The 24,697-nt window shown below is 69.4% G+C and carries 29 protein-coding genes and 3 pseudogenes; 5 read left to right on the top strand and 27 right to left on the bottom strand.

From position 1 onward, the window contains the following. From ACH4SI_RS16235 to ACH4SI_RS16200, 8 genes and pseudogenes are all read right to left on the bottom strand, one after another. Window positions 1-1,785 (bottom strand): annotated as a pseudogene (locus ACH4SI_RS16235) (serine protease); the annotation flags it as partial. 5 nt (window positions 1,786-1,790) lie between these two features. Continuing rightward, entirely contained in the window at window positions 1,791-2,111 is a 321-nt protein-coding gene (locus ACH4SI_RS16230; RefSeq protein WP_398296357.1) for a CU044_2847 family protein, read from the bottom strand. Between the two features lie 372 nt (window positions 2,112-2,483). Further along, complete coding sequence (locus tag ACH4SI_RS16225) at window positions 2,484-2,783, bottom strand: transposase (RefSeq protein WP_398296563.1); 300 nt, start codon at window positions 2,781-2,783, stop codon at window positions 2,484-2,486. Window positions 2,784-2,858: 75 nt separating this feature from the next. After that, window positions 2,859-3,008 (bottom strand): hypothetical protein, encoded by a 150-nt coding sequence (locus ACH4SI_RS16220; protein WP_398296356.1) that lies wholly within the window; start codon window positions 3,006-3,008, stop codon window positions 2,859-2,861. Between the two features lie 44 nt (window positions 3,009-3,052). Next, window positions 3,053-3,874 (bottom strand): DUF317 domain-containing protein, encoded by an 822-nt coding sequence (locus ACH4SI_RS16215; RefSeq protein ID WP_398296355.1) that lies wholly within the window; start codon window positions 3,872-3,874, stop codon window positions 3,053-3,055. 15 nt (window positions 3,875-3,889) lie between these two features. After that, the gene (locus ACH4SI_RS16210) at window positions 3,890-4,180 is read right to left on the bottom strand and encodes a hypothetical protein (RefSeq protein ID WP_398296354.1); all 291 of its coding nucleotides are present in this window, start codon (window positions 4,178-4,180) and stop codon (window positions 3,890-3,892) included. 82 nt (window positions 4,181-4,262) lie between these two features. Next, window positions 4,263-4,637, bottom strand: coding sequence for a DUF317 domain-containing protein (locus tag ACH4SI_RS16205; protein ID WP_398296353.1), 375 nt, complete (start codon window positions 4,635-4,637; stop codon window positions 4,263-4,265). A 222-nt stretch (window positions 4,638-4,859) separates the two neighbouring features. Next, window positions 4,860-6,110, bottom strand: a complete 1,251-nt coding sequence (locus tag ACH4SI_RS16200) for a hypothetical protein (RefSeq protein ID WP_398296352.1) — start codon at window positions 6,108-6,110, stop codon at window positions 4,860-4,862. A gap of 374 nt (window positions 6,111-6,484) precedes the next feature. Between ACH4SI_RS16200 and ACH4SI_RS16195 the strand changes: the two genes are divergently transcribed. Then, window positions 6,485-7,045 carry a GNAT family N-acetyltransferase gene (locus ACH4SI_RS16195; protein ID WP_398296351.1) on the top strand — a complete coding sequence of 187 codons (561 nt, stop codon included), beginning with the start codon at window positions 6,485-6,487 and terminating at the stop codon, window positions 7,043-7,045. Between the two features lie 242 nt (window positions 7,046-7,287). Beyond that, window positions 7,288-7,794 carry a DUF6233 domain-containing protein gene (locus ACH4SI_RS16190; protein WP_398296350.1) on the top strand — a complete coding sequence of 169 codons (507 nt, stop codon included), beginning with the start codon at window positions 7,288-7,290 and terminating at the stop codon, window positions 7,792-7,794. A gap of 24 nt (window positions 7,795-7,818) precedes the next feature. Here the strand turns inward: ACH4SI_RS16190 and ACH4SI_RS16185 are convergent, their stop codons facing one another. From ACH4SI_RS16185 to ACH4SI_RS16095, 19 genes and pseudogenes are all read right to left on the bottom strand, one after another. After that, window positions 7,819-8,658 carry a hypothetical protein gene (locus ACH4SI_RS16185; protein WP_398296349.1) on the bottom strand — a complete coding sequence of 280 codons (840 nt, stop codon included), beginning with the start codon at window positions 8,656-8,658 and terminating at the stop codon, window positions 7,819-7,821. A 370-nt stretch (window positions 8,659-9,028) separates the two neighbouring features. Continuing rightward, window positions 9,029-10,054 carry a SpaA isopeptide-forming pilin-related protein gene (locus ACH4SI_RS16180; protein ID WP_398296347.1) on the bottom strand — a complete coding sequence of 342 codons (1,026 nt, stop codon included), beginning with the start codon at window positions 10,052-10,054 and terminating at the stop codon, window positions 9,029-9,031. 37 nt (window positions 10,055-10,091) lie between these two features. Then, window positions 10,092-10,877: a DUF317 domain-containing protein gene (locus tag ACH4SI_RS16175; RefSeq protein WP_398296346.1), complete on the bottom strand. Its 786-nt coding sequence runs from the start codon at window positions 10,875-10,877 to the stop codon at window positions 10,092-10,094. A 60-nt stretch (window positions 10,878-10,937) separates the two neighbouring features. Continuing rightward, window positions 10,938-11,426, bottom strand: a complete 489-nt coding sequence (locus ACH4SI_RS16170) for a hypothetical protein (RefSeq protein ID WP_398296344.1) — start codon at window positions 11,424-11,426, stop codon at window positions 10,938-10,940. Window positions 11,427-11,456: 30 nt separating this feature from the next. Further along, window positions 11,457-12,326, bottom strand: a complete 870-nt coding sequence (locus ACH4SI_RS16165; protein WP_398296343.1) for a DUF317 domain-containing protein — start codon at window positions 12,324-12,326, stop codon at window positions 11,457-11,459. Then, the gene (locus tag ACH4SI_RS16160; protein WP_398296342.1) at window positions 12,323-13,534 is read right to left on the bottom strand and encodes an ATP-grasp domain-containing protein; all 1,212 of its coding nucleotides are present in this window, start codon (window positions 13,532-13,534) and stop codon (window positions 12,323-12,325) included. The genes ACH4SI_RS16165 and ACH4SI_RS16160 overlap by 4 nt, the downstream gene beginning before the upstream one ends. A 73-nt stretch (window positions 13,535-13,607) precedes the next feature. Continuing rightward, a pseudogene (locus ACH4SI_RS16155) lies at window positions 13,608-13,888 on the bottom strand (hypothetical protein). Window positions 13,889-13,922: 34 nt separating this feature from the next. Continuing rightward, complete coding sequence (locus tag ACH4SI_RS16150; protein WP_398296341.1) at window positions 13,923-15,158, bottom strand: MFS transporter; 1,236 nt, start codon at window positions 15,156-15,158, stop codon at window positions 13,923-13,925. Beyond that, window positions 15,155-15,673: a regulator gene (locus tag ACH4SI_RS16145; RefSeq protein ID WP_398296340.1), complete on the bottom strand. Its 519-nt coding sequence runs from the start codon at window positions 15,671-15,673 to the stop codon at window positions 15,155-15,157. The genes ACH4SI_RS16150 and ACH4SI_RS16145 overlap by 4 nt, the downstream gene beginning before the upstream one ends. Then, the gene (locus tag ACH4SI_RS16140; RefSeq protein ID WP_398296339.1) at window positions 15,670-16,512 is read right to left on the bottom strand and encodes a winged helix-turn-helix transcriptional regulator; all 843 of its coding nucleotides are present in this window, start codon (window positions 16,510-16,512) and stop codon (window positions 15,670-15,672) included. The genes ACH4SI_RS16145 and ACH4SI_RS16140 overlap by 4 nt, the downstream gene beginning before the upstream one ends. A 40-nt stretch (window positions 16,513-16,552) precedes the next feature. Continuing rightward, window positions 16,553-16,966: a hypothetical protein gene (locus tag ACH4SI_RS16135; protein ID WP_398296338.1), complete on the bottom strand. Its 414-nt coding sequence runs from the start codon at window positions 16,964-16,966 to the stop codon at window positions 16,553-16,555. 10 nt (window positions 16,967-16,976) lie between these two features. Further along, on the bottom strand, window positions 16,977-17,420 hold the full coding sequence (locus tag ACH4SI_RS16130; RefSeq protein ID WP_398296337.1) for a hypothetical protein: 444 nt from the start codon (window positions 17,418-17,420) through the stop codon (window positions 16,977-16,979). Further along, window positions 17,417-17,899 carry a hypothetical protein gene (locus ACH4SI_RS16125; RefSeq protein ID WP_398296336.1) on the bottom strand — a complete coding sequence of 161 codons (483 nt, stop codon included), beginning with the start codon at window positions 17,897-17,899 and terminating at the stop codon, window positions 17,417-17,419. Before ACH4SI_RS16125 ends, ACH4SI_RS16130 begins: the two co-directional genes overlap by 4 nt. Window positions 17,900-17,985: 86 nt before the next feature. Further along, window positions 17,986-18,333 carry an SH3 domain-containing protein gene (locus ACH4SI_RS16120; RefSeq protein WP_398296335.1) on the bottom strand — a complete coding sequence of 116 codons (348 nt, stop codon included), beginning with the start codon at window positions 18,331-18,333 and terminating at the stop codon, window positions 17,986-17,988. 150 nt (window positions 18,334-18,483) lie between these two features. Next, a pseudogene (locus ACH4SI_RS16115) lies at window positions 18,484-19,234 on the bottom strand (hypothetical protein). A gap of 17 nt (window positions 19,235-19,251) precedes the next feature. After that, window positions 19,252-19,950: a hypothetical protein gene (locus ACH4SI_RS16110; protein WP_398296333.1), complete on the bottom strand. Its 699-nt coding sequence runs from the start codon at window positions 19,948-19,950 to the stop codon at window positions 19,252-19,254. A gap of 18 nt (window positions 19,951-19,968) precedes the next feature. Then, complete coding sequence (locus tag ACH4SI_RS16105; RefSeq protein ID WP_398296332.1) at window positions 19,969-20,454, bottom strand: hypothetical protein; 486 nt, start codon at window positions 20,452-20,454, stop codon at window positions 19,969-19,971. Next, on the bottom strand, window positions 20,451-21,002 hold the full coding sequence (locus ACH4SI_RS16100) for a DUF4913 domain-containing protein (protein ID WP_398296562.1): 552 nt from the start codon (window positions 21,000-21,002) through the stop codon (window positions 20,451-20,453). Before ACH4SI_RS16100 ends, ACH4SI_RS16105 begins: the two co-directional genes overlap by 4 nt. A 236-nt stretch (window positions 21,003-21,238) precedes the next feature. Further along, the gene (locus tag ACH4SI_RS16095) at window positions 21,239-21,994 is read right to left on the bottom strand and encodes a DNA-methyltransferase (protein WP_398296331.1); all 756 of its coding nucleotides are present in this window, start codon (window positions 21,992-21,994) and stop codon (window positions 21,239-21,241) included. A 512-nt stretch (window positions 21,995-22,506) separates the two neighbouring features. On the opposite strand from ACH4SI_RS16095, the gene ACH4SI_RS16090 reads away from it, so the two are divergent. The 3 genes from ACH4SI_RS16090 to ACH4SI_RS16080 all read left to right on the top strand — a co-directional run bounded on the left by ACH4SI_RS16090 (window position 22,507) and on the right by ACH4SI_RS16080 (window position 24,697). Next, window positions 22,507-23,634, top strand: coding sequence for a C40 family peptidase (locus ACH4SI_RS16090; protein ID WP_398296330.1), 1,128 nt, complete (start codon window positions 22,507-22,509; stop codon window positions 23,632-23,634). A gap of 71 nt (window positions 23,635-23,705) precedes the next feature. Next, window positions 23,706-24,029, top strand: coding sequence for a DUF6112 family protein (locus tag ACH4SI_RS16085; RefSeq protein ID WP_398296329.1), 324 nt, complete (start codon window positions 23,706-23,708; stop codon window positions 24,027-24,029). After that, a complete protein-coding gene (locus ACH4SI_RS16080) occupies window positions 24,029-24,697 on the top strand; it encodes a hypothetical protein (protein WP_398296328.1) in 669 nt (222 codons plus the stop codon). The genes ACH4SI_RS16085 and ACH4SI_RS16080 overlap by 1 nt, the downstream gene beginning before the upstream one ends.

Genomic DNA, 24,697 nt, shown 5'->3' with positions numbered 1-24,697 from the left:
GACAGAGAGTCTGCCCCATTCCCGAATCAGAGCCTCGTGTGCGATCTCGGCCGTCTCGGGTCCCTCAGGTCCCAGGATGACAAGACGGCGGTCCGGTTCGGCAAGTAGCTGGGCGATGTACCAGTCAGTGCCGAGATAGGAGCGGTCGGCGGTGACGCGGACGGCGCTGGCCGCCCCACCACGGGCACGGATCATAGAAAGCAGGGCGCGACGGATACGTTGCTCATCCAGTCGGAGCTGTTCGTGTAGCCAGTAATAGGCTTTTTCTGCATGCTGGTTCAGGGCCCCAGCAACGCCTCCGAGGCCGTGATAGCTGTCAAAACTGATCTGGCGTTTACGCTGCAAGGGCCACAGTTCGGTCAAAGTGAACTCCAGGAGCGGCAGACTACCTGCCGCCCTACTGGCTTCACCCGCGATCGTCTCCGCCAGCCCCGGGCTGAAGGCCACGCCAGCAAGCTGTGCCGGTTCCACGATCACCCGTGTCAGTGCTGCCTCGTCCAGCGGGGAGACGTTCAACTGCCGATCCTGTAGCCGGGAACCGATATTGGGTAGTTCCAGCAATTCGGGAAGAAAGTCGGCGCGCAGTGTGCACACCAGCCGTACCTTTGCGTCTTGCACAGTGTCTGGGGGCGGTAGCAGATGCTGCAGGAACTCCAGCGCCTTCTCCGTGTCCGGACTCCCGCTAAGCACCTCCTCGAACTGATCCCCAATGAGTGCTAGGCGTTTACCGGTCAACAGGGCAACCTTCGAAGCTACCGGCCAAAATCCGTCCTCGCGCAGTGCCCGGGCTCGATGGTCCAACTGTTCAAGGGAGTGGTTCGCTCCGGGATGCTCAAGATCAAGCAGGGCCCGAGCAACTGATTCATAGGGGGTCACTCCCGGCCGGAAGGACGCCACGGTCCATCCGTCGGTCGAGAGCGCAGGCTGCAGTCCAGCCGCAACAAGGGACGACTTGCCGACACCGGAAGGACCGGTGACGACAACGAGTGGCTGAGCCCTCACCATCTCCCCGAGCCGCTTGACCTCACGCTCGCGCCCCACGAAGATGCCCGCCTGAGCGTCTGCGGCTGTGAACGCCTGCAGCCCTCGGTACGGACAGGGAGGAAGTACCAACCGACCCAGGACCTCGGGCCATGCGGCCGCTACCTCCGACAGGGGCACCGCATATGCATCTTGCGCTGCGCCCCCTTTGCTGGCGATTGCGAGCATTCCCACGGCTGCATCGCCCCAGCGATCTGTCGCCACAACTGGCGTGCCGCTGTATCCGGGCTGAGCTCGCAAGGCGGCCTCGGCGCGGGCATCGAGCTGCATTAGACCACCACCGACTGCTCCCCGTATGGAGCAACTTGCCCAGGCCCCCTTGTCCTTTCGGTCGGGGGAACTTGGATAGCCGAACAGTGATACTTGCGAATCGGGGGTCAGGCCAATACGCGCATCGACTAACCGCGCTGGCCCGGCTCCAACGGGCAGAGTGTCCCCGCCCACAACGACCAAGCCAGCTACATCGCGCCCAGAGCCGCTTGGCCCGGAGGGCGGATCCCACGCCTCCACCCGACAGATACGAAGCGGTGCACCGTCGGTGTCGCCGAGCAACACGAACTCAACCTGAACTCGTGCGTCGTCATTGGGGCGGTCAAGGTGGTGCTTGTCGCGTCCGAGCGCTGCATTGACGACATGGGCGCATGTGACGATGTGCCGGTCTCCGACGACGAACCCGAGGCCGATGGGAGCGCCCGAGACCGCTGACCGGATCTTTACGATGAACCCTTCTCGTCGAGCACGCATATGGGTCAAGCGCGCTTCCAGACCACCCGGACGGCGAAATTCACCTCTGCCGTCCCCTTTGCGATGATCACGCCGCTTTCGCCACCGATCTTCAGCCCGAACTCAATCTCCATCTCATCCGGCTTAAGCTCTCGGACTGTTTCTGAGACCTGCGACAGAGCCGGCCTCACGCGGTCCAGCGCTTGGCGGAGCGAGGTTTGGGCTCGGGCTACCACGCCGTCCTCTGCTGCAAGTTCCAGGTCAGAGCCCACCAGGCCGCCGTCAACCTCGAAGACGGCAGCGCCTTCGTCATCACCGTCCACCGTCATCATGACGAGTTCCGCCACAGTGCCCCCTTGCGCTCGGCAAGCCCCCAGGCATGGGGCCAGCAACAATGTCCCCATCCTGTGACATCCAGTACTGGCGTCGCAGGAAAATCCAGAGAGATTCCGAAGGTATAGAGCCACTCTCACGCTGTGCGGGGCCCGCCGGACCGCATGGTCGAGGACCGCCAGGAGGTGCCCGATGCGCAGGGCCTCAGCGTCTTCGACATGGGAGTCGAGGAGTATCACCGGGCGGGAGAAGATCATGCGCAGGCGCTCGGCCTCGTCCTGGACCGTGCATTTCCTGCCCGCCCCGGTCAACAGCGCCGCCAGGCTCGTGCGATCAAGCTGGGCGGCGGCACGAGGGTTGGGGGCGTTGGTGAGGACGGCTCGCACCTAGGGGCTGCGCAACCCTCCGACACTGGTCGGCCACGCCGATACGGCCGCTGGCCAGATCCGCATCAACGCTGCCCGCAGGCGGTGCAGGGCCTCGGCGCGGTGGGCCACGGCCGCCCGGTGGGCGTGCGCCACGACGCGCAGTGCCTCCGCCGTTGAGGAGTTCGCGACGAGGGGGCGGTACTCGCCCGCCAGAGTCATCGAGGCGATCAGCCTCCTATCGGCACGATCCCTCTTGGGAATCCCCCGAGCTACGCGGTGACGGGCGGCGCGGGTGGGGTCCACATGAACGACCTCCATCCCCGACGCCGCCCGCGAGCGGGCGAACAGGATATTCACGTCCTCGATGCCGGTGACCGTGCCTCGTAACCTGCGTCACAGCGGCGCGAGGAACTCCCGGTAGCGGGGGACGAGGTCCGGGCTCTCGGCGTAAACGATCCGGGTCTCGCCGAGGACGGCTCCCGACCGGTCGACCACTGCGACGTCAAGCCACCGGTCCAACCAGTCGCATCCCGCGAAGAGCAAGCAACCACCTCTGAGTGGTAGGAGAAGACGGACGTATCTGAGCCCTAGCCGGCCGGGGCGCACAGGAGGCGCTCCCGGGTGGCCTCGGGCAGCACCCGACGCAGGACCGGTGCGGTCGAGGTGAGGGAGGCGGCGAAGGCGGCCACGAGGTCGTGCGGGACGCTGGCGGCGAAGGAGACCGCCCACAGACACGGCGCGCCGAGCGCGGGCTCGGCCCACGCCTGCCATCCGGCCGGTCCCACCTCGCCCGCCTCGGTGGTCAGGACGCGGGGGTCGGCGTCCTGGATGAGCGGCGGCACCTCGCCGAGGCTGATGTGCGAGGTGAACGTCGGATCCGTCGCTGCCGCCTGGGACTGGTCGACATCGCAGAGCCACCCGTGTTCGGCAACGGCGTCGAGGACCAGCTCGGGGCCGACAAGCGGCATGGCGGGCTGGTCGCGGGCGTCGAGCGCGACGAGGAAGTCGGACACGGCCTCGCCGGGGACATCGGTGGTGAAGTAAGCCGACCACTGAGCAAGCGGGCTACTCGTCTCGGCGCGGGCGGAGATCTGCCAGGCGATCGGCAGCTCCCCCAGATGGAACGGCTCGTCCGCCAGGCTCCACTGCGCCCATCGGAGGGTGTCGGGGCTGATGTGCAGGACGGTGCTGCGCAGGACCTGGCGGTCCTCCGGCTCCTCGTCCGGCTCATGACGTCCGCGGACGATCGTCAGGCTCGTCCAGCCCAGTCCGGCGAGCGTGTCGGCGACGGCGTCGTAGAGGCGCCCATCATCACCGGCCAGGTGTCGGGGACCGACCCAGAACGCGGGCTGGCCGCCGCGCGGAGTGGACGGGGCGAGCGGGAAGTCGGGGTACAGGGGCGCCTCCAAGGGCTCGGTTCGGGTCTAGTTGCCGCCGGCACGGCGGCGGGGGCGGCGCGGGGGTGCCTGGACCGGGCCCTGCCAGGTCAGGGCAACGGCGACCTCGGGCGGCAGATGGCCGAGTTGTGTGTCCTCGTCCCGCCCTTCGGCGAGGTAGACAACGGTCCGGCCGGTCTCGTCCACCGACTGCACGACCTGTTCTATGCGGTGTGCCATCGGAAAGAACGGGTTCATGGCCTGGCGGACCGGAGCATCTCGGTCGCAGGCGGACAGCAAGTCGATGAGATCGCCGACGGTCATCTCCGGGGACGTCACGAACAGCCTCCTACGGTGAGGGGAATGGTGAGCGACGATAGGGCGGGGGACTGGCAGCCAGCCGGCCGCCCGCCAGCGAGGACTACTCGTGGGCGCCTGGCTGTCGTACGCGACGCGAGGTCTCCAGCACGCGCGCTACAGCGGCAGCGACGATGTCGGCCGGCGTCTCGGTGTCGAACGACAGGTGGTAGCCGCGTACATTGGCCGTGCCGGTGACGGCGATCTTCCATCCCTCACCGTCCGTACCGGGACGGCCATTCGGAAACCAACCGAGGTAGAAGCTCCCATCCTTCGAGCTGACATGCACGTCCGCGCGGTCGTCCACGATCAGGTGGAACTCGTCCGCGGAGAACTGATCCGTCACGAGTGTGGGTTGGCCGGGGCCGAGTTGCCATTCCCGAAGCCGCAGGGCCTCGATCGTGGTGGAAAATCCGGGGCTCATTGGCGCTACGGTCACGGGCAATCACCTCTCTGACCTGGGGTTTCTTGCAAGGTCGTCTACGTTGACATGCTCCCGCCCGCGTTGGCCAGTCTTTCCGCGATCTTTCCTGTCTGCCCCCGGCGAACTGCTACGCACCGTTCGCGGCTGTAGGTTCTCAGATCCCGTGTCATTTTCTCAGTCGCGATGTCATGTGACTGGCCGAACTGACACGGGATTGAGAATCGCTGGCCACTGCCGTCACTCGTTTGAGGACTCCGTTGCCAGCGGGATACCGCACCGCGGGCAGCCGTTTGCGTGGTCGTCCTGACAGACGTAGCCGATGGCGCCATCCACGCACCATTCGGCGGCCTCCTCGGACAGCAAGTCGGGCCCGGCAAGGAGCAGCCGACGAAATTCCGTGGTGTCCGCAATCTCGGCCGGCCGGTTGGTGAACCACTCGTCGAACCAAGGCTTGTCCCGGTGTATGCGCCAGTGCGCATTCTCCCGGTCGTCGACAGCCGTAAGGAACCGATCGACGATGTGCCCCCAACTCGGTGCTCCGAACCAGCCGTTGTCGGTCGCGCAGAAGGATTCGATCAGGGTTCGCAGGCCGAACTCCTTCTCGCTACGGCAGTACCTTCGCCCCCATGAGATCGCGACCTGTGCCATCCCCGCGAGTTCTACGCGCGGATCAACCTCGTGTGCCGGGTCGTCAGGGTTGTGGCAGGCCAGCCCGAGCTCGAGCACAGACTGCCCGGTCGGTAGAACCCGGGACGGGTTGACGATCGCGAGACCGAGACCGATCCAGTCGACATGGTCGAACGACAGCATCGAGCGCACGAGTCGGGTGGTTGCCGTGTTGATCCGCATCATTGTGCCGTCGTGCAGCGGACTCTTCCCGGCATGCCAGTTCTCGACGGGTGTGTTGCGCCACACGGCGAGCGTGATGCGGGTGGCAGCGAGCCACAGCAGGGCGTCGTCGTCGAGGTGCCCGAACCGCTTGGCGCACTCCTGGGCGCCGTAGGTGATCAACTCTTCCGGTTTCGGCCCCCTGTGGCTGTCGGGCCCTTCAGGCCCTTCAGGCGCGTACTCGTAGTCGTCGGCGTACTCGTCGAGGATCGCGCTCAACTCGGCTGCGCTGTAAGCCTCGCTGTACTCGGAGCTGTCCGGCTCCTCGACGGTGTACATGTCGTGGTCCCAGGAGACGTACACGTCGCCCCAGAGCACGACGTCATCGCACTCGCTGGCGTTGTCCGTCACAACCGGCCTGATGGTGATCGGGGCAGTACGCCCGTCGGTTCGCTCGCCGTCCTTCTCGGCGGCCCATGCAGTGATGACCCCGAGCGGCTTCGGAAGGAGAGGACCGACCTCAGTGATGCTGAACGGCTCGTCGTCGTCATCGGTGTCGAACCGGCTGTTGACGAACGCGACCGCCTCGGAGGGCGAGCTGACGATGGACTGGGTACCACTCTCGTTGTCAACCACTCGCCACAACGCGCTGTTCTTCACGATGCTCTCCGATCGCGGTGAGTGCACCCGGGGCGGGTGCGATGCGCCGGGTCGCTCGGCACTGACTCCAATTATGGGCTGATCAACCCGTCCGTAGTCCCGCAGGCGCTTGTCGGCGACGACGCTCGGGACGTTCGTGTGCAACGAAGGTGTGTGAGTGGGTGGAACGGATGGTTGCCGATGCAGGTTCGTGACGCCCCGGGCCGCGTTGCAGCCTGCTGGACAGCCTAAGGAAATGACACCGATCTGAGACAGCCGCCTGCCGACACATCGTGAGACTCAAGGGAAATATCCAGGTCACAGGGTCGGCGCCTGACACTGAAGTTGAGAACCTACAGCGGCGCGGCACAGCATCCCGGCCGCCGTCGGCTGGGATGCTGTGCCAGATGACCTCCAACTCGACTGCTCAGGCGCACGCTTGGTGGCCCACTCGCCTCGAAACAGCCCGCCTGACACTACGGCCGGTGGCAACAGGGGACCTGACATCCGTCGAGCGCCTGTGGCGCGACGAGCGGGTCCGCCGCTACCTCGGCGGCCCGGTGCCCGAGGCGAAGATCGCGCTCCGACGCGAACGTCTGCCCGGGCTGCCCGGGGCGTTCGCCACCGAGGACCGCACCACGGCGGCGTTCATCGGACTGGTCACCGTCGAGCCGGGCTCACCCCGGGGCGGTACGGAGATCTCCTACACCCTCCTCCCGGAGTGGTGGGGGCACGGCCTGGGCCGGGAAGCGGTCGCCGCCGCGGTCGAGTGGGCCCGGAAGCTGCCGGGCGACTTTCCGGTGGTGGCGGTGACGCAGAGCGCGAACACAGGCTCCCGGCGCCTGCTGGAGGCGATCGGCCTGTCCTCGGACGGCGAGGTGGTCGAGTACGGCGAGCCGCAGACGGTCTACCGCACGGCCTCACCTGCACAGATGCAACGGAAATCGAACACATGATGCAATACTTCTATGCGATGCCCTGCTTTTCCCGAGGACCTGATCGCCGCGCAGAGTGCCTGGGAGCGTACCTATCGGGCGCTCCCGATCCGGCTCAGCGTGAACGGACGACGGCGCTGCGACGGCGACTGCTGGAGCTGTCGGCGCGGGTGTGGTGGCACCCCTACTGGCGCACGGCCGGGTCTGGTCACCGGGTGACCTTGCGCATGCGGGCGCGTGAGCTGGAGTCCGGAGGCGGGTAGATGCGCGGTACGGGTGGTGATCCGCAGCCGACCGGTGCCGTCCCGGCCGCCATTACACTGACGCTGCCCGACGGGCAGACCGTGCGGGTCCGGCTCCACAAGCGCCAGGAGGTCCCCGGCCGCTTCCCGTGGCGATACCTCATCGGTGTGCCGGCCTGGGTCGCCACACCTGACGGGGTCGAGGCCGCCGAGTACACGGTCTGGGTAACCGACCAGCAGCTCACCCCCATCGAAGACGTGGCCCTCGACGCCGTGCCGACCCGCCGACTCTCCAAGCGTCCGCCTCCGCCAGCACCTGGCTGGCTGGTACGGCCGGCGCCGGAGCGGCGCGGGCGTACGATCGTGCACGACGCCGCCTGCCGCCACGTCATCGACAAGGGCGGCAAGGAGCTGGGCACGATGGAGGCCCTGGATACCTTGATGCGGCCAGGTGCGCGGGCCTGCTACGACTGCGACGCCGCGACCGTCCTCATTCCGGCGCTCGAACTCGGTGAAGGCTACGCCTAGCAGCCGGACCTGCGTCCGTCATGGTCAAAGCGCGGAGGCCGGTCGCCGACCGAGGAGTCGGCGGAAGCGCCCGGTAGCCCCCTGCTGGTACCGAACGAGGGTGTCGCGCTGCAGCGCCCGTATCCACAGCGGAGCCCCGATCACGATCCGGTGCGCGTCGGCGAGGCCAAGCTCCCCTTCGAGATCCCACCGATCATCGTCCAGGACGACATCGGCGTAGACCTCGGCGCACCAGTGCGCCTGACGGTCGTTGCCGAGGGTGTAACCGCGGGTCCAGGGACGCCCTTCGTGGTCCTGTCCGAAGAGCTTGCCCTGCTGAACGGCGATTTTGAGAGCTTCCACCGCGAGGGACTCATCGTCGTCCCACTGCGAAGTGTTCTCAGCCCCTCGGCTGCGCAGCAGCTCCTCGATCGCCGGGGCCGCGGATGAGACCCAGCCGCCGTCGATCGCGTCGCCGGACCGGAACCCCTCGACGTTCTCCATGCTGCCGAAGAGGACAACGTCCACCGACCGCCCCTCGCCGCAACGGGCACGGACATGGCAGAGAACGGCCTCATTGGCGGCATAGCTGCCGACGAACTCCGCAAACTCAACGTGCCCGATGCCCTGGGCATAGCCAACGGGCGCCGGACGGTCGAAGGCGGTGGCAGCCAAAGGCCCGAGCTTCTTGATGATCCGCTCCTCCGTGATCAGGCGGTTCTGGGCGCCGGTGCCCTCGCCGAGTTGGAGTTGCGTCATGGGCAGGCTGAGAGTGAACGACCACCGCCAGCCACGATCCAGAGCCACACCGACCTCCTCGGCGACGGCTCGAACCCGGCGGCCCGACCAGTACCGGTACCTTCCAGCAGCAGCACGTCGTGCCACACGCCCCTCCTCAGCTCTTCGCCCAGTCCGTCTGCCGCCGGACCCTAGGCGTAGTCCCCGGCGCTGCCGCGGGCTATCGCTGAAAGCGTGGCTCTGGCCTGCGGACGCTGGTATACGCGGCACGCCCCCCTGGGGGAGATCCCAGGGGCCTGCTGGTCGAGGGGTGATCGTGGGTTAGCTCTCGCCGCCCAGTTCGGCTACTCCACAGCAGCGCGGGCGGAGCGGCATCTGGCGGTGATCTTCCAGGCCCGCTAAGCCAACGTAAATCTCAGCAAACGAACCACTCGTCCATCCCTGCGTTCACCGACGACAAAGCCCCCGGAATCCACAAGGTCGGATTCCGGGGGCTTGGCTCGTGAAGGGGGTGAGGTCAGCTCTCGGTGCCGCCGTCGTCGGTGGACTCATCCGCGTGACGGCGGCGGGCCATGACCAGGGCGCCTCCGCCAGCGGCGATCAACACTCCCGCGCCGCCGATCAGCCACGGTGTTGCGTCGGCGCCGGTGTGGGCGAGGGAACCCTTCGATGCCTCCGGCGTGGAGTCGCCGGCCGGGATCGCGGCGGCGGTGGACGAGGAGTGGGCATACGGTGTGCCAGTGCCCGGCGCGGAGGGCGTGGCCCCGCCGATACCGCTGCTCGGCTTACCTGGGGTGGACGGGGTGTTGGTGGGCTGGTGCGTCGGCTTCTCCGAGGGGTCGGGCTTCGGGTCAGTGGCGGGCTTGGCGTTGGTGACGGTCACTGTGACCGGGGCGCCGGCGCCCGCGGTGAACATCTTGGACGGCTTGTAGAGGTCGTACCCGGCGGGGGCCTTGATCTCCTTCACCCAGAACTGCGTCTTCCGGCTCGACACCGGCAGTTTTCCGGAGGCCATGCCCTTGGCTCCGGTGGTCAGGGTGAGCAGCGCCGAGGTACCGGTGCCAATGTTCACGGTCGCGCCGGGCAGGAGCCTTCCGGTCTTGTCGTCCCTGGCCTGCAGAAGGACCTTGGCGGCCTTGAACGGGTCGGTGATCGTCGGCCGTGTGGTCGCGCCCGGGGTGACGATGACGTCCTGGTCGGCGACGGCCTCGGGGAGCGGGCTGCCGGACCCCGTCGCCTTGAGCCGGTAGACCCCCGGCGCGAGGTCGGGGAAGGTCAGCTTCCCGTGTGGGTCGGTCTTCCCGCGTCCGACTTCCTGGCCGGCGGAGTCGAGCAGCAGGAACGCGGCGCCGGGGAGCGCGTCCCCTGTCGTGTCCTTGGTGGTGATCTCGACGCTGCCCGCGTCCGGGGCCGGTGTCTGGGCGAGAGCGGCGGAGGCCGAGGGGGCCGGTCCGGAGGGCTGGGCGCTCGCGGCCGGCGCCCAAGTGAGGGCGCCGGTCACCGCGACGGCGACAGCGGCGGATCGGACGAAACGTGCGTGCACGAGGAGGAGGACTCCTTGGATCAGGGGGCGAGGAAAGTCATCGGGTTCGGCCAGAGACCGGGGCGGGAGGCGGCGGGGCAACAGGAGTGTTGCCGTGCGGCTGCTTGGTTGTCGCGGCGGCGGTGTAGAGGGCGCGGCGGGTGCGGACGGGGACGTCCTGGACGGTGCGGTGCAGTGGCTCGGTGGAGACCAGCGAGGCGGTGAAGGCCGCGACGAGCGTGGCGGGCGTACCGAAGGAGATGCGTGCCTTCCAGTGCGGCTCGCTGGGGTACCCGCCCCAGGCCCGCCAGACCGGATCGCTGGAGCCGCTGTAGGCGTAGCGGTGGCGTACGCCGCCGAGTCCTTCGGGGGTGAGGAAGGTCTGTGTGCCGTCGGTCTTGACGTCGTGGCTCCAGCCGCAGGTGAGCAGCGGCGTGTACGCCTCGTTCGGCGCCGTATCGTCCTGGAACAGTCGGTCTTGGTCGCTGTGCCGGTCTTCGAGGTAGAGGTCGAGCAGCTCGGTGTGGATGTCGTGCAGCAGCTCTATGGGGGTGGTGGCGTCGAAGGTGATCCGCCAGGCCGGTGGGGTGAACGGGGCCCGGTGCGCGTTGATGGTCCACGTGCCCTTGCCGGGTATGTCGGGCTGGGGGTCGTAGGTGGTCTGCAGTCGCAGGCACGGGCTGAAAGCCGCGGCCGTGCGTGCGTCGGTCTGGGCGAACGGCCAGCCCTCGTCGAAGGGGAAGGGCCATGCGGTGCGCGGATCGACGGCGCCGGGCCCGGCGAGGTGGCGGGGAAGGACGTGCACGGTCTGGGCCGGGTCGAGGTTCTCAACGGGGTGGGTCATCACGGGCAGGGCTTCTGCTGGGAGAGTGCGGAACGCCGGGGCTGGCGGTGTCGGCGCGGCTCAGCGGGCGCGGGCAGCGCTGCGGACGACCGGCACAGCGGGAGTCGTGAGCGCGGTCCGGCCTGCGCCGCGGCTCGGTTCGGACGTGGTCCAGGCGCCGGGGAACCAGATGGCGGTGTACTGCTCGATGGCGTCGCGCAGCCCGGTGGTGACGGCCCCCTCCCACGGGGGTCGGCCGGGGCGGTGGTACTTGTCGAAGGTGCCGTACTGCTTGGTGTTCGGCCGGGTGTTGGTGGCTTCGTCGCGGCGGTGGAAGGTGCCGTGATCTTCGAAGCTGAGGGCGACTGCGTCGATCTCGCCGCGTTCGGGGTGGACGACCGCGACACGCAGGCCGCCGTAGGTGTCCGCGTAGATGGTGCGGCTGAAGTCGATCCGCAGCCGTAGCGGTGCGCCGGGGACGGGGGTGGCGTAGTAGGTGTTGCCCACGACGGTGTTGTCGTGGAAGGGGAGGCGCAGCTCGGCGAAGAACTCGGGGGCTTGCAGGGACAAGAGGGGTCTCCGGTAGGGGTCGGGCTGGTCCTACCGGCGTGGGCCGGGCAGGGCGGGTCGACTGGTGGTGCTCCAGCGCGGGACGCTGGCCGCGGGCAGCGCGGCCGGGCGGCGGGACGCGGCGGCCCGCTGCACGTCGAGCGGGGTGGGGGCCGGCGACCGGGGCGGGAGGATCGGGGTGAGCTGGGCCATGCCCTTGGCGTAGCTGAAGGTGTCCTGACGCCACCGGGGCAGCGGTGCCGGATCGGCGACGCACTGGGTGACGGCGGTGAGCAGTGCGACGGGAGTGTCGGTGCTGGCCGTGGCGTACCAGAGGGGCCGGTCGATGGACTTGCCCGCCCACAGCTGCCAGCGGGCATCCCGCGTCGTCAGCTCGGCTTCCGGATCGAGGTCGCCGGTGGTGAACTCCATGCCGGCGAGTCCGTCCGGGGCCTGGACGGCGAAGACGCCCCAGCGCGGGCGGTCGATCTCCCAGCCCTGCTGCAGGAGCGGGACAACAGCGAGGAACGGGTCGTGCCCGTCGGTCCCGGAAACCGGCCGGGCGAGGTAGGCATCCGGCCCCTGCTCGTACGCCGCGGCGAGGACGGTGGTGAACGCGGCCACGAACTCGGTGGGGACGCGGTCGTTGAAACAGACGCCCCACGCCGGCGGACCGAACGAGTCCTTGTAGGCGTTGATGCGCCAGAGCCCGTCGTCTTCGCCTTCGGGCAGGTAGCCCAGGCGCACGCGCCGATCGAGGGCGGTCACGTAGACGTTGGAGTACTCGTCGTGCTGGAGGTCCCAGCCGAGGTCGAGCAGCGGAGCGAGGGCGGGGTCACCGATCCCGTTGGTGGAGGCGAGATGCCGCGGGGAGACGTAGACGTCGCCGTCGATGTCGAGGCGCGGATCGGGCCGGTTCATCGGTCCGCCCGCGTGGTGACGGTGATCTCGTCGGCGGCGGTGTCGAGGCGTTCGGTGACCTCGGCGGTGTCGCGGCCGGTGACGATGTAGAACCCGGCCCGGGCGGTGAACAGGTCGCCTTCGGGCGGCAGGAGGAGCGGGTCGCCGATCTCACGGGTCCACTGCACTTGCCGCAGCCAGGGAGTTTGGGCGGCGAACGGCTGGTTGATGTGCCGCTCGGTGAGCGTGCCGGATGCGGCCGGGTAGAACATGCGGATGCCTGCTGCCCCTCTGCGGGTCGGGGTGAGGTCCGGGGCCTGGCCGCAGGCGAGGTCGGCGGCGGCCTTCGGCAGGTTGATGCCGGTGGCGAGGCGGACGAGGTGGCCGATCATGTCCCCGCCGATACGCGCGTTGACCTCGATCAGCCGGGGCCGACCGTCCACGAGGCGCAGCTCGACGTGCTGCACGCCGTCGCGGATCCCCAGGGCCTTGACCGCTGCAGCGGCCGCCGGGGCGACCTGGGCCAGGAGCGGGTCGGTGGCATCGACGGTGTGCGCGGTCTCGTCGAAGTACGGTGCGGGGCCCAGGTGCTTGCGGGTCACGGCGACCGCGGTGGTCTCGCCGCGGTGGGTGACGCACTCGACGGAGACGTCTGATCCGTCGAGGTACTCCTCGACCAGGACGCCGGTGTCCTCGCGGCTGCGGCTCGCGCCGGCCGAGGCGAACGCGAACGCGGCGGGCAGCTCTTCGGGGTGGTCGACGCGGATCACGCCGATGCTGCCGGCGCATGCGGCGGGCTTGATGACGGCGGGACAGCCCAGGGTCATCGTCGCAAGGCCAGCCTCCAGCAGGGTCCGCGCCTTCATCGAGGCAGCCGACGGCACCCCGTGGCGTGCGAAGCTGGTGCGGGCGGTGGCCTTGTTGCGGCAAGCCCGCATCACCTCGACAGAATTCGAGGACAGACCGAGCGCGCGGGCGAGGCGGGCGGTGGGGACGAGGCGCCACTCGTCCCAGGTGACCACGCCAGCGAGGTCGTGGCGCTCGGCCAGGGCCCGGCCACCAGCGAGCAGCGCGGCGGTGTCGTTCAGGTCGACGACGGCGTGGTCGACGATGAACGGTGCCTCCCACGACGGCTCGGCACCGGTGAGCAGAACGACATCGTACGCGGCGGCCACCTGCTCCAGGCAGTAGCCGCGATAGGTCTCATCGCCAGGGGAAACGACGAGCACGAGAGGACGATCGGACAAGAAGGGGGTCTCCGTATCAGTGAACGGCAGGACGAGAGCAGAGAAAAGGGGTGTGTCAGGCGGCTCGGCGGCGGCGCAGCTCGAACACGCTGGCCCAGTGGGGGTGGTCGTCGATCAAGCGGCGGGCGTAGAGGGCGGTGAAGTTGTTGTTCAGTCCGGCGACGCCATACGGGAGTTGGCGGCGCAAGTCTTCGAAGAGGTCCTTGAGGCTGACCCGTGTGGTGCCAGGGCGGCCATGCGTTCCAGAGCGCGGTAGACGTGCGGGTTGTTCGCATCGAAGGCGTGGAACTGTTCGGTGATGGTGCGACCGCGCGGGCCGAGAGCAGCGGTGGGCATGGGGTTCTCCACAGGCTGGGGAAGCACGACAGGGTCAGGTGCGCAGGGCTGGATCGGTGCGTAGGCGGGCGAAAGCGAGAAACAGACCGAGGGTCTGCAAGGCGGCGCAGGCGGTGATGACGTGGCCCATCGCGTCGGGCGGGGTGAGCGCGGCGAGTACGCCGGCGACAGGGAAGGGCAGTAGGAGGATGAGGATGGTCGCCGACAGGGTGCTGCCGAATTTCTCCGGGGGGATCAGGCGGGAGCGCAGGGTGCGCAGGACGACCGTCATGCCGCCTTCGGCCGCCATGAGGACCGCGACCAGGACCAGGTAGGACAGGTAGTCGGGAGCCTGGGCAGCGGCGAGACAGGCGAGCGAGGCCAGGGCCGCGCAGGCGGCACCGACCGGCCACAGGCCCAGGCGGTCGAGCGCGAACCGGCAGAGCGTGACGCTCAGGAGCGTCGCTCCCGCAGCGGCGGACCAGACCAGGCCGACGGCAGTGGTGGACTGCCCGAAGTGCTGGACCACGATCACCGGGCCGGCCGCCTGGAGGAGCCCGGTAGCCAGGTTGGACAGGGTCAGCCCGGTCACGAGCCAGCCGAGCGCGGGAAGCGAGCGGATGGTGCGGCACCCGGCGAGGAGTCCGGCGCCGGACTGCGCCTTCGGCGCGCGGGCCGCGGCGACAGGCGAGGGGGGTGTGCGCAGGGCGAGCAGCGCGGCGAGAAGCGAAAGCACTGTGATCACCGCAAGCATCGACGGCGGCCCGGCGAGCAGAACCACTCCGGCGAGCGCCGGGCCGGCCAGCGTCGCAGTCTGGTCGATGCCGAGTAGGACGGCCTGGACGCGGTGGGCCCGCGCACCCGCTCGGCGGCCGGCGGCGGCGCCGGCGGTCTCGACCGCGATGTAACTGAACTCGGTGAGCACGCCGGTTGCCGCCGCGAGCACCATCACGGTCACGCTCGCCACGGCGCCGGACGGGTGGAGATGGAGCAGGACCGCGCCGGCGGCGAGGGCCAGCGCGCGTCCCAGAGAGGCGAGATGAAAGACCACGGATGCCCCGCGCCGGTCGACGATCGATCCGGCCCACCCGAACGCCGCCAGCCGCGGGATCCACTCCAGGGCGAACGCCGCTCCCGTCAGCGTGGCCGAGCGCGTGGTGGCCAGGGCCAGCAGCGGGATGCCGTAAGTGGACATGGCGAACGCGAGGGCGTCCGCCGTGCGCGGCAGGTAGATGCTGCGCATCAGCCAAGCAGTGTGGCGCGCGTGCCGGGGTGTAACCGCTGCGCTCACGCGACCGGCTCGGGCTCGGACCCCCGGGTGACCTGCGGGTTATCGCTCAGCCACTGGATCAGCAGAGCGCGGGGGCGGGCAAGGTCCACCTCGGCCTCGGCGCTGGGCAGGGGCGCGGTGCTCGGCCGTGTGAAACCGTCGGCGCGCTCGGTCGTGAGCGAAGGCGCAAGAAGGTCGAGGACGTGTCGGATGCGACTGCTGAACTCGCAGACCGGGGCCGGGTAGGCGTGGCGTCGGGCCCAGCGCGCAGCCGCGTCATAGAGATCGGCCAACTCCGCACCGATGTCTGCGAGTTCCAGGGCGGAGCCGGGTGCGCCCCGGATGAGATCGTGAGCGCGGGCTGCTTCGGTGGCGCGCCGCAGCTGGTGGGAGGAGATGTCGGGGAGGGTAGCGGCCAGCCGTCGCGGCGGTATCGCCCCGTTGTCGTCGATCTCGGTGACCAGGCGGATCAAGGAGCGCGACGCCAGCAGCTCGACCGCGTTGCGCACTTCGACCGTGGTGAAGAGGGTGGTCATCGGCGCGGGCCTCCCGCCGTGACGGCCGCCTTCGGGCGGGCAGTCGTGGCATGGGAGAAGAGGTCGCGGTTGTGCCACGCCGGAGAGGACTCACCCGTCCGGGCCTGCGGGAGCGCTGCGGGGGCCAGCCGGGACTGGCTGCTGACCCACGGCCTTGGCGCGGGCTTCGCCTTCGGGTGCCCCCAGATCGGGTGCTGGGTTGCCTGGTTGAGGGGCTGCCCGGCGGACCACGCGGACAGGGCGCCCAGAACGGGGCCCAGGCCGTCGCCCGCCGAGGACAGCCGGTAGGGCCGGCCGGTGCCCTCGGTGTCGACCAGGCCGTCGGCCACGAGCTGCCGCAGCGGCGGGTAGATGTTGGTCCCGTCGCTGCTGGGCATGGCGATCCGGGCCAGGGCACGGCCGCTCACCTCCTGGCGGGACTTGAGCACCCACAGGATGGTGGCGGCGTGGCGGCGGGTGAGCAGGGTGAGGCTGTCCTCGATCTGCTCGATGGCGGGCAGCGGGCGGTCCGCGGTTTCCAGATGCTCCTCGGCCCAGGTGGCGATCATCGGCAGGACCGGCAGGAGGGCCATGCCACGCTCGGTCTGGCGGTAGGTCACATGTCGTGCGGTGTGTTCGGTGCGCTCGACAAGCCCGGCGTCGCACAGCGCCTTGAGCTTGGGGTGGAGCTGGCCGTTCTGCAGCCAGGACACCTTGGCCGCCAGCTCGCTGTAACGCAGCGGCGGGCCGGAGAGGGCCAGCAGGATCCTCACGTTCCAGCGCGGGGTGATCATGGCGAGGGCCTCGGTGACCCGGGCGATGTCAGCGTCAGTGTCAGGAGGCAGAGCAGTGATGGCCAAGGGAGGAACTCCTGGGTGAAGAAGGGGAATCGCCTGCGGATCAGCGGCTGTGCGCCGTGCTCTGGACCGGAGGGGGTGGAGCCGGAACGGGCGGCGAAGGAGTCGGCGGGGACGGCGCTGAGGCCGGGACGCGTGCCAGGCTCTGCAGAACGGCGGCGACCGACTTGGCCTGGACGTCGCGGACTGCGACGGCTTCGGCGAGCCGACGGGAGCCGTCGAGGAGGTGGGAGACCTGGTGCCGGCCGATCTGGCGCTCGGGATGGAGGAGCCGGGCGAGGTGGTCGCGGTGGACGTCGATGCTGCGCTCGGCGAGGGCGAGGTCGTCGTGCATGCCGAGCAGGGCGGAGAGCATGCCGGGCGGCTGGTCCTGGGCGTGGGCTGCGAGGTCGGCGAGCGGCGCGCCGTACAGGTCCTCGATCCGTCCGGCTATCTCGGTGGACGTGAGGTGAGACAAGCGGGGGCTTTCACGGTCGGCGGGCCCGGGCCGCCCCGGCACGCTGAGGTGCCGGGGCGGCGGACGGGGGCAGGGTTGCAGTGGCCCTGAGCTGCGTCGTGCGGACGGGCCGGGCCCGCTGGTCGGGCGGAGGCATGGTGCGCAGCAACTCGCCGAGGGCGGCGCGGTAGCCGTCGCGGGCCTCCAGCGCCGCCTCCAGCCACTGCGCGTCGAAGCGGAGCTTGTCCGCCGACAGCTCGCCCATGTCGCGGTCCGGATCCATATCCGCGTGCACGCGGTCGCGGACCCGGGCAACCTGCTCCTCGACCGCAGCCAGGAAGGAGCGCAGTTCCAGTGCACGGGTGAGCGCGGGCGAGGCATCGGGCCCGGCAGCCACCTCGTACAGTTCGGGCAGCGGGTTACCGAAGACCTTCCGCAGGTCGCCATCCATGGTGCTGGTCTTGAACCGGCTCATCGCGCGGGCCTTCCCTCCCGCCACGCAGACGCAGGCGCGAGGGTACCCGCGGGCTGGCGGGGCGCGCTGGTCTGCACCGCCGGCCCCGTTCGGGGACGAAGACGGGCGAGCCGTTCGGCCGCTAGCCCCTTCTTCCCCGGAGCGTCCGGGTCAAGGAGCCACCGCACCACCATGGCCCGCCCGTCGCGTACGGCGACGGCAGTGTTCACGCGGTGCGCGAGGCCCATCGTCGGCTCGTCGACCTCGCTGGGCTGGGTTTCCAGCGCGGCAAGGAGATCGTCCTCCGCGCGGTCGAGCACCGACTGGGCCTCGACGAGAAGGCCGTGCCACCTGACGACGTCGGTGGCGTCAGGATTCACGGCAGGCGCGGCGACGACTGCGGCCTTCAACCGGTCTATGTCCATGGCGAAGCGCGCTTCCATCCGCTCGGTGAGCACGCCCACGAGATCCTCAGCGTCATCGGATATGCCGTCGGACAAAGGAATGCTCCTGTTCTGAAAAGGCCGATGCCTGGAGGAATGCGAGGGGGACTCTCAGCGGCTGAGGGGCAGTTGCTGAATGCCTGTCAGTCCAGGCACATCTGGATGTCGCGGTAGACGTACGTGCCGGAGACCCAGCCCTTGACGCCGGTGGACTTGTCCGTGATGTAGAGCCAGTTGCCGCTCTTCTTGGCCACGCTGAACGTGTGGCTCTTGTAGAGCACGCCGAGCGCGGTGGACTTCGAGCTGGCCTTGGACCGGATGGTCACGGCCTTGGCGTGGACCGCGTACGGCAGCGGGGGCAGAGACGAGCAGCTGCTAGCGGGGGCTGCGGAGACGGCGGCGGGTGCCGCGCTGGCGGTGGTAGCGGACAGCACCGGCAGGGCGAGCGCGCCGAGCATCGCCGCGGATATGGCAATTCGGGTGGAGCGCATGCGGAAGAAACCTCCGTGATGGCATAGGGATTGCGTGGAATGGCGCCGCGGAAGTGTTGTCCCGGCGGCTGTATAAGAATCCGGAGAATCGCCGGTTTGGCTAACCGGCGATCGTCGGCTATGTTTCGCCGCCCGCGTCGGCCTTGGCGCTCAGCGCGATCGGCCGGACGGGCGCGGAACAGGGGCCTTCGCCACACCGGCCGGGCGGACGGCCGCGGCTGCCGGGCGGACCGGTGGGAGCGGACCGGCCTCGCCGGTGAGCCGGTCGTCGCACCACTGAAAGGCATCCTCGACCGTGGCGAAGCCGCCCTCCCGCAGTGTGCGCGTCCACGCGTCGGTGTCGACCTCCTCGACGATGACGCGGAAGGGCGAGGGGGCTCGCTCGTCCAGGGCGCGCAGTGCCACGACGGTGACCATGTCGTCCGGGTCGTCGGCGGTGTAGGAGTAGCCCATGGCGTAGTGGTCGCCGTCGCCCGCGAGGCGGCGCTCCAGCGCACGAGTCGCCTCGTCCGCCGGCGGGGGGGCCCAGCTCGGGGTCGAGGCCGATGGCATCGTGCGGACAGCCGCGGTGGATGAGCCAGGACTGCGCCATCGCGGGCAGTGGCAGCAGCGCTTGCTCGAAGTCGAACGTCTCCTTCTCCCGGTCCCGCTTCAGGTGAACGGCGACGTAGTGCGGCACGCCTGGGTGCCCGTAGGTGGCGGTGCGGTCGAAGAGGACGTAGTAGCTGTGCGCGCCGTTGGGGGTGTGGTGTTCGGCGAGGGGGACGAGCATGTCCTCGTGGACGGCGACCTGGCGGTAGAAGTCGAGGTACGTCTCCTCGTCGGCGTCGAAGTCGTCCAGCTCGAAGTCGACTTGCGGGATGGGCTTCCGGGGCGCCGCCGGTTCGGTGGGAGCCAACAAGGGCCTTTCGATGGAGTTCAGCGCCGCTGTGCCGAGGTGGACGGGGATGTGCCGGGGCGGGCCGGGACCTTCGGCGCCTGGGTCGTGGGCGTCCGTCGGGCGGCGGACAGCGCGGCGCGTCCGGCGTCGGTCAGGGAGACCGACTGGCCGGCGTGCACGGGGTGGTCGGTATCCCGGACGACCAGGCCGGCCTCCTCCAGCCGCTGCAGCTTGGCGTGAGGGATGCGGGTGCCGGAGGCGGCGGTGACGGACATCCGGCCGGTCAGCAGGTGTTCGTAGAGCTTGGCGCCGCCGGCGATGGCGAGCAGCGCCGCCGGGTCGTCCGTGGAGAGAGGCTTCGCGTCGGGTGTGGAGGGCGCCGCGGCGGCCTCGATGGGCTCCAGGGCGGCGAGCACCTTCCGGGCAGCGGCGTCCCGTGCGTCGGTGGCTTCCTCCAGCTGGTCCACGGTGCGGGCGATGCGCGTGAACAGGGCGTCATCGACGTCGAACTCGCCGCTGGAGAGGCGGTTGAGGAGGCGGAGGTAGAAGATGACGCTGGTCTGTGTCTTGGCCAGCTCGCGGTGACGGTCGACCAGGTGTGCATGTGGCTCGTCGAGGACGCCGCGGTCTCGGTAGGCCCACAGGGTGTCGGTGTCGTGGCCGGTGACGGCTTCGATGCGATGGTCGAGCGGGGAGACCACACGTCGGGTTGGCTTCGGCGCGGGTTCAGAGGGCATGGGAGACGCTCCGTGCGTTCAGCGGGTGTGGTGGTGCTGGGGGTTCTGCGCGGGACGGGGCAGACTCTGCAGCGCGGTGGGCGGCGGACCGGGCCGGGGCGCGGGAGTGCGAGTGCTCAGCTGCGGGGAGCGGGAGCGGGCCGCGTGAGTGCGGGCGCTCAGCGGCCGGCGGGTCATCCCCAGGCGGCGGCCGACCTCGTCGTAGATGTCGTTGCCCGCACGCGGCCGGACCGCGACGACGTGAATCTCTTTGTGGTGCGCGGACTCCGCGGGTGCCGGGCGGACGCCGTAGACGACGCGCCAGTCCTTCCGGGAGTCCACGACCAGCTTGCGGAAACCCTCCAGGTCACCGTCCAGGCGCAACCCGAAGCGCTGCGCGTTGACGACTTCCTGCAAGCCGGCGAGAGCGAGGTCGCGGATATCGCTGGGGGCCTGGAGGAGATCGGTCAGCGCGCGGGGGTCGAAGCTCAGTCCGAAGGCGGGCTGTCCCACTCCCGCGGTCATGACGTCGGCTCATCCGGCTCGGCGAGCCCGGCGGCCTCAGTCGCGGACGCGGTCTCCGTGCGCACGGACGGCGGCGGGCCGGGCAGAAGCCGGTGCGCGGGCCGATCGGGAGAGGTCATGCAGGCCGACAGCGGCCCGCCCGGCGCACGGATCGCCGCAACAGCGTGGGTGAGGAAGTCCCGGTGCCACACGAAAAGCCCGGACAGCCCGGCTTCGGGGTCCTTGTGCTGCTGGTAGGCGAGCCACAGGGCATGGAGCCAGGCCACGACATCGTCGTGCTCCTGCCACCGCAGACACCAGGGCGCCGCGGTGGTGACCTCCGCCCCGTAGACCGGGAGGAGGAAGTCGTCGACCCAGTCCGACAGGGCGTCGAGTTCGTCCTCGCGCTCCTCTCCGTCGAGTTCCAGGATCGGGCGGGGCTCCGGCGGAGCGGCTGCAGGCCGCCCGCCAAGGCCCGGCACGCCGAACGCGGCGAACGGCGATCCGCCCGGTGCTGGAGCGGACGCGAGGTGGTCGAGTTGCTGCGCCTGTTGCGTCGACTGCTCCATGAGCCGTCGGACGCTCGCCTCGATTCCCTCCAGCTGCGGATCGGGAATGCGAACCGGATCCAACTCATCGTCAGACGGTTTTGTGGATTCGGGCATGAAGAATTCTGCCTCCTACGAGACGCGGAATGAGTGGAAAGCGAAGCGGCGGCGCGCGGACCGGCCAGCAAGTTACAGATGCGCTTCGTCGGATTGCCGCCTGGGGCGCCGGTCGCGTTGACGGGAGCGGCGCTCGCGGCTCAGGCGGTGAGAATCACGTCGTCTTGGGTGAGGGTCTCGCGGATCGTCTCGGTGAGCCGGTCGGCCGCGATCGAGGCGTAGTGCTCGGTCTTCTCCACGCCGATGAAGTCTCGGCCTTCCAGCAGGGCGGCCACGCCCGTGGATCCGGAGCCGGCGCAGAAGTCGAGCACGGTGCCGCCCTCAGGGCTGATCTTGACCAGCTCGCGCATCACCTCGACGGGCTTCTGCGTGATGTGCTGGCGCTTCGCCCCCGAGGGCTGCGAGGCCGAATACAGGCCGGGCAGATAGACCGGGTTGCGGGAGCCGTCGATTGCTCCCTTCGATGCCCAGACGATGAATTCACAGTTCTGGGTGAACCGGCCCTTCTGGGGCCTGGCCTGCGGCTTGTGCCAGGCCAGCACCCCGCGCCACAGCCAGCCGGCCGCCTGGATCGCGTCCGTCGTGGTCGGGAGCTGACGCCAGTCGGTGAACAACAGCGCAGTCCCGCCGGTCTTCGCGAGGCGGTGGGCTTCGGTCATGATCTGCGTCAGCCAGAACGAGTAGCTGCGCTGGTCCATGTTCTCGCCGGTGAAGTCGGCGAGGTCGTTCTTGGAATCGGCGGAGGTGTACTTCTGCTTCGCGGAGCGGGCCGTGCGCTCCTTAGCAGTCCGGCCCCCGCTGTTGTAAGGCGGGTCGGTGACGACGGAGTCGACGCAGCCGTCCGGGAGGCCGGCGAGAACGCCGAGGGCGTCACCCTGGTGCAGGGAAAAAGGCAAAGAGGAACCCCTATTCGGGTGCGGAAGCGCGGAGGTAACTGACCGCCTCGCACAGGAGTCCTCGCGGGCCGGAAGTGGGCATGCAGAAGCCCGGGGCCGCAGACCGAGGAAGGCGAGGGGGAGTCCAAAAACTGTAGAGGCGAATCCGCCGACGACCAAGAAGTGCTCCGTCGAGGTGCCGGATTCCGGTACCTCGCGCCTACTTTTTGGTCAACCGCCGGTCCGCGCCTACTGTTTTTGAACCGCCCGGCGCACACCGTCGCTGGCTACTCCCGCAACACCTCACGGAGATACCCCCTGCCCCGGGACACCTAGCTCACGGTCCGGCCACGCGGAGCGAGCGGCAACTCGCCCACACCGGCCCGCCTCGATCGCCCCCCCCGGCCGCCGCGCCCTTCCACCACGCCTCGCGCACTCGGCACGCCGGACACCGCACCCCCGAAGGAAACGCTCATGACCTCTCGTTACCCGCCCATGCCCGAAAACGCCGACCCCCGAGTGGTCCGCTCCGGTTGAAGGGGGTTGCCGCCGGCATCGGCGTCGTCTTCCTCTCCCCGTTCCTCCTGGGCGGCGCGGCCATGATGATGGTCAGCTCCAGCGAAGCCACCACGTCCACCCACGCCACCAGCCCCTGTCGTCCCGGCCCGGATACCGGCAAGGTCACCGCGCAGGTCACCAAGATCCTCGATGGAGCAGACGCCTCCGCCGTGCACATCAAGGGCTTGGACCTGCCCGGTGAGCAGATCCCGAACGCCCAGACCATCGTCGCCACCGGCCTCAGCACCGATGTGCCCCGGCGCGGACAGATCGTCGCGCTGGCCACCGCGATGCAGGAGAGCCGACTGCGCAACCTGTCCTCCGGTGACCGCGACAGCCTGGGCCTGTTCCAGCAGCGGCCCAGCCAGGACTGGGGAACCGCCGAGCAGATCCGCGACCCGGTCAACGCGACCGAGCAGTTCTACAAGGCGTTGCTCAAGGTCCACGGCTGGCAGCAGATGACCCTCACGCAGGCCGCACAGGCGGTACAGAAGTCGGGCTACCCGGACGCGTATGCGCGCTGGGAGCCACTGGCCACCGCCTTGCAGAAGGCCATCGCCGCCACGTTCCCCGGTAGTGGCAAGGGCGACACCGGCAAAACCGCCGGGAAGCCGACCACCGCCTCCGGCGCCTCCGGCTGCTCCGCGAGCGACGGCTCGTCGTTCGGGACGATCCCCGAAGGCACCATCCCGAAGGGCTACAAGATCCCCAAAGGCACCGACCCGAAGGTCAGCAAGGCGATCACCTGGGCGATGCGGCAGCTCGGGACGATGTACCAGTGGGGCGGCTCTTGTACCAACCCGCACGGCCAGGACGCCATGGCCCGCTGCGACTGCAGTTCCCTCGTGCAGCAGGCGTACAAGCACGCAGACATCTCCCTCACCCGCACCACGTACACCCAGGTCCGCGAGGGCAAGGCCATCTCGCCGAAGGCCCTGAAGCCCGGTGACCTGCTCTTCAGCCGCGGCAGCGCCACCCGACCCGAACACGTCGGTATGAGCCTCGGCAAGGGCCTGGTCATCGAAGCGCCGCGCACCGGCAAACCCGTCCGCATCACGCAGATCAAGGACTGGGACATCCTCGCCGCCCGCCGCGTCGCCTGACACCGGTTCCTTCTCGCGCCGCTCGCGCGCCCCTTTCTCCGCTGTCTCAACTTCCCCTGTGCCGGGTCTCTTTGGCCTGCGCACGCAAGGAGCCCGCCATCCGTTTCATCCACCTTGCCTACGACCCGGGCATCTCCCCCAAGGGCGGCGGCCTGCCGGGCCTGTCCGTCCTGAAGAACATCGTCAACTCGATCAATCTCTTCGGGATCATCACCGTCGTTGGAGCCCTCGCCGTCAGCCTCGCGGTCTGGGCATGGGGCCACCACACCGGTGGCCACCAGGCTGAGGCCAACGGCAAGAAGGGCGCGACCGTGGCCGCCGGCGCCGCGCTCGGCCTCGGCGCCGCCAACGGCATCGTCGCCTTCTTCTCCACCCTCGGGTCGCAGGTCCACTGATGCGGAAACGATTCTCGAAGTACGGCATCGGATGGTCGCCGAACCGCCGCATCACCGTGATCACGGTCGGCCTGGCCTGCCTGCTGATCCTCGCCGCCGCAACCGCCTACTTCACCGGCCGCGGCGAACGGCACCACGCCACCGCCAGCGCCCCGTCCCCCACGCACAGCTCCGCTCCCGACATCCGGAAGCCGGTGTCCGGGACCGGCTCGGTACCTCGGCCGCCGAAGATCTCCGATCCGGTCCAGTTCGCCAGGGCCGCCGCCCAGATGCTGTGGGCCTACGACACCCGCACCACCAGCCACGACCAGCAGCTCGCCGGCACGAAGGCGTGGATGACGCAGGAGGGCCAGTACAGCGACTGGGTCTCGGTCTCCGCGCAGACGCCCGGCCCCGTCCTGTGGTCGCGGATGGCCGACCAGAAGCAGCACGCCACCGCCACCGTTGCCGAGGCCCACTACCCGGCCGCCTTCAAACAGGCCCTGGCCGAGGACCCCTCGGAGATCACCAAGGCGTACATCTACGCCGTCACCGTCACCGGCAAGCAGTCCATCGCCTGGTCCAAGGGCGGCGGTGGCACGGAAGACCGTTCCATCACTTTGGCCGTGCAGTGCCGGCCCTCCCAGAACTGCTCGCTCGTCGCCATCGCCCCGCGCGTCGCGCCCTGA

Origin of the sequence: Streptomyces sp. NPDC021212 (assembly GCF_044332925.1) — a bacterium.
Lineage (GTDB): Bacteria > Actinomycetota > Actinomycetes > Streptomycetales > Streptomycetaceae > Streptomyces.
The sequence above is the reverse complement of the archived record's forward strand: the minus strand, read 5'-3'. Positions and strand labels throughout refer to the sequence as shown.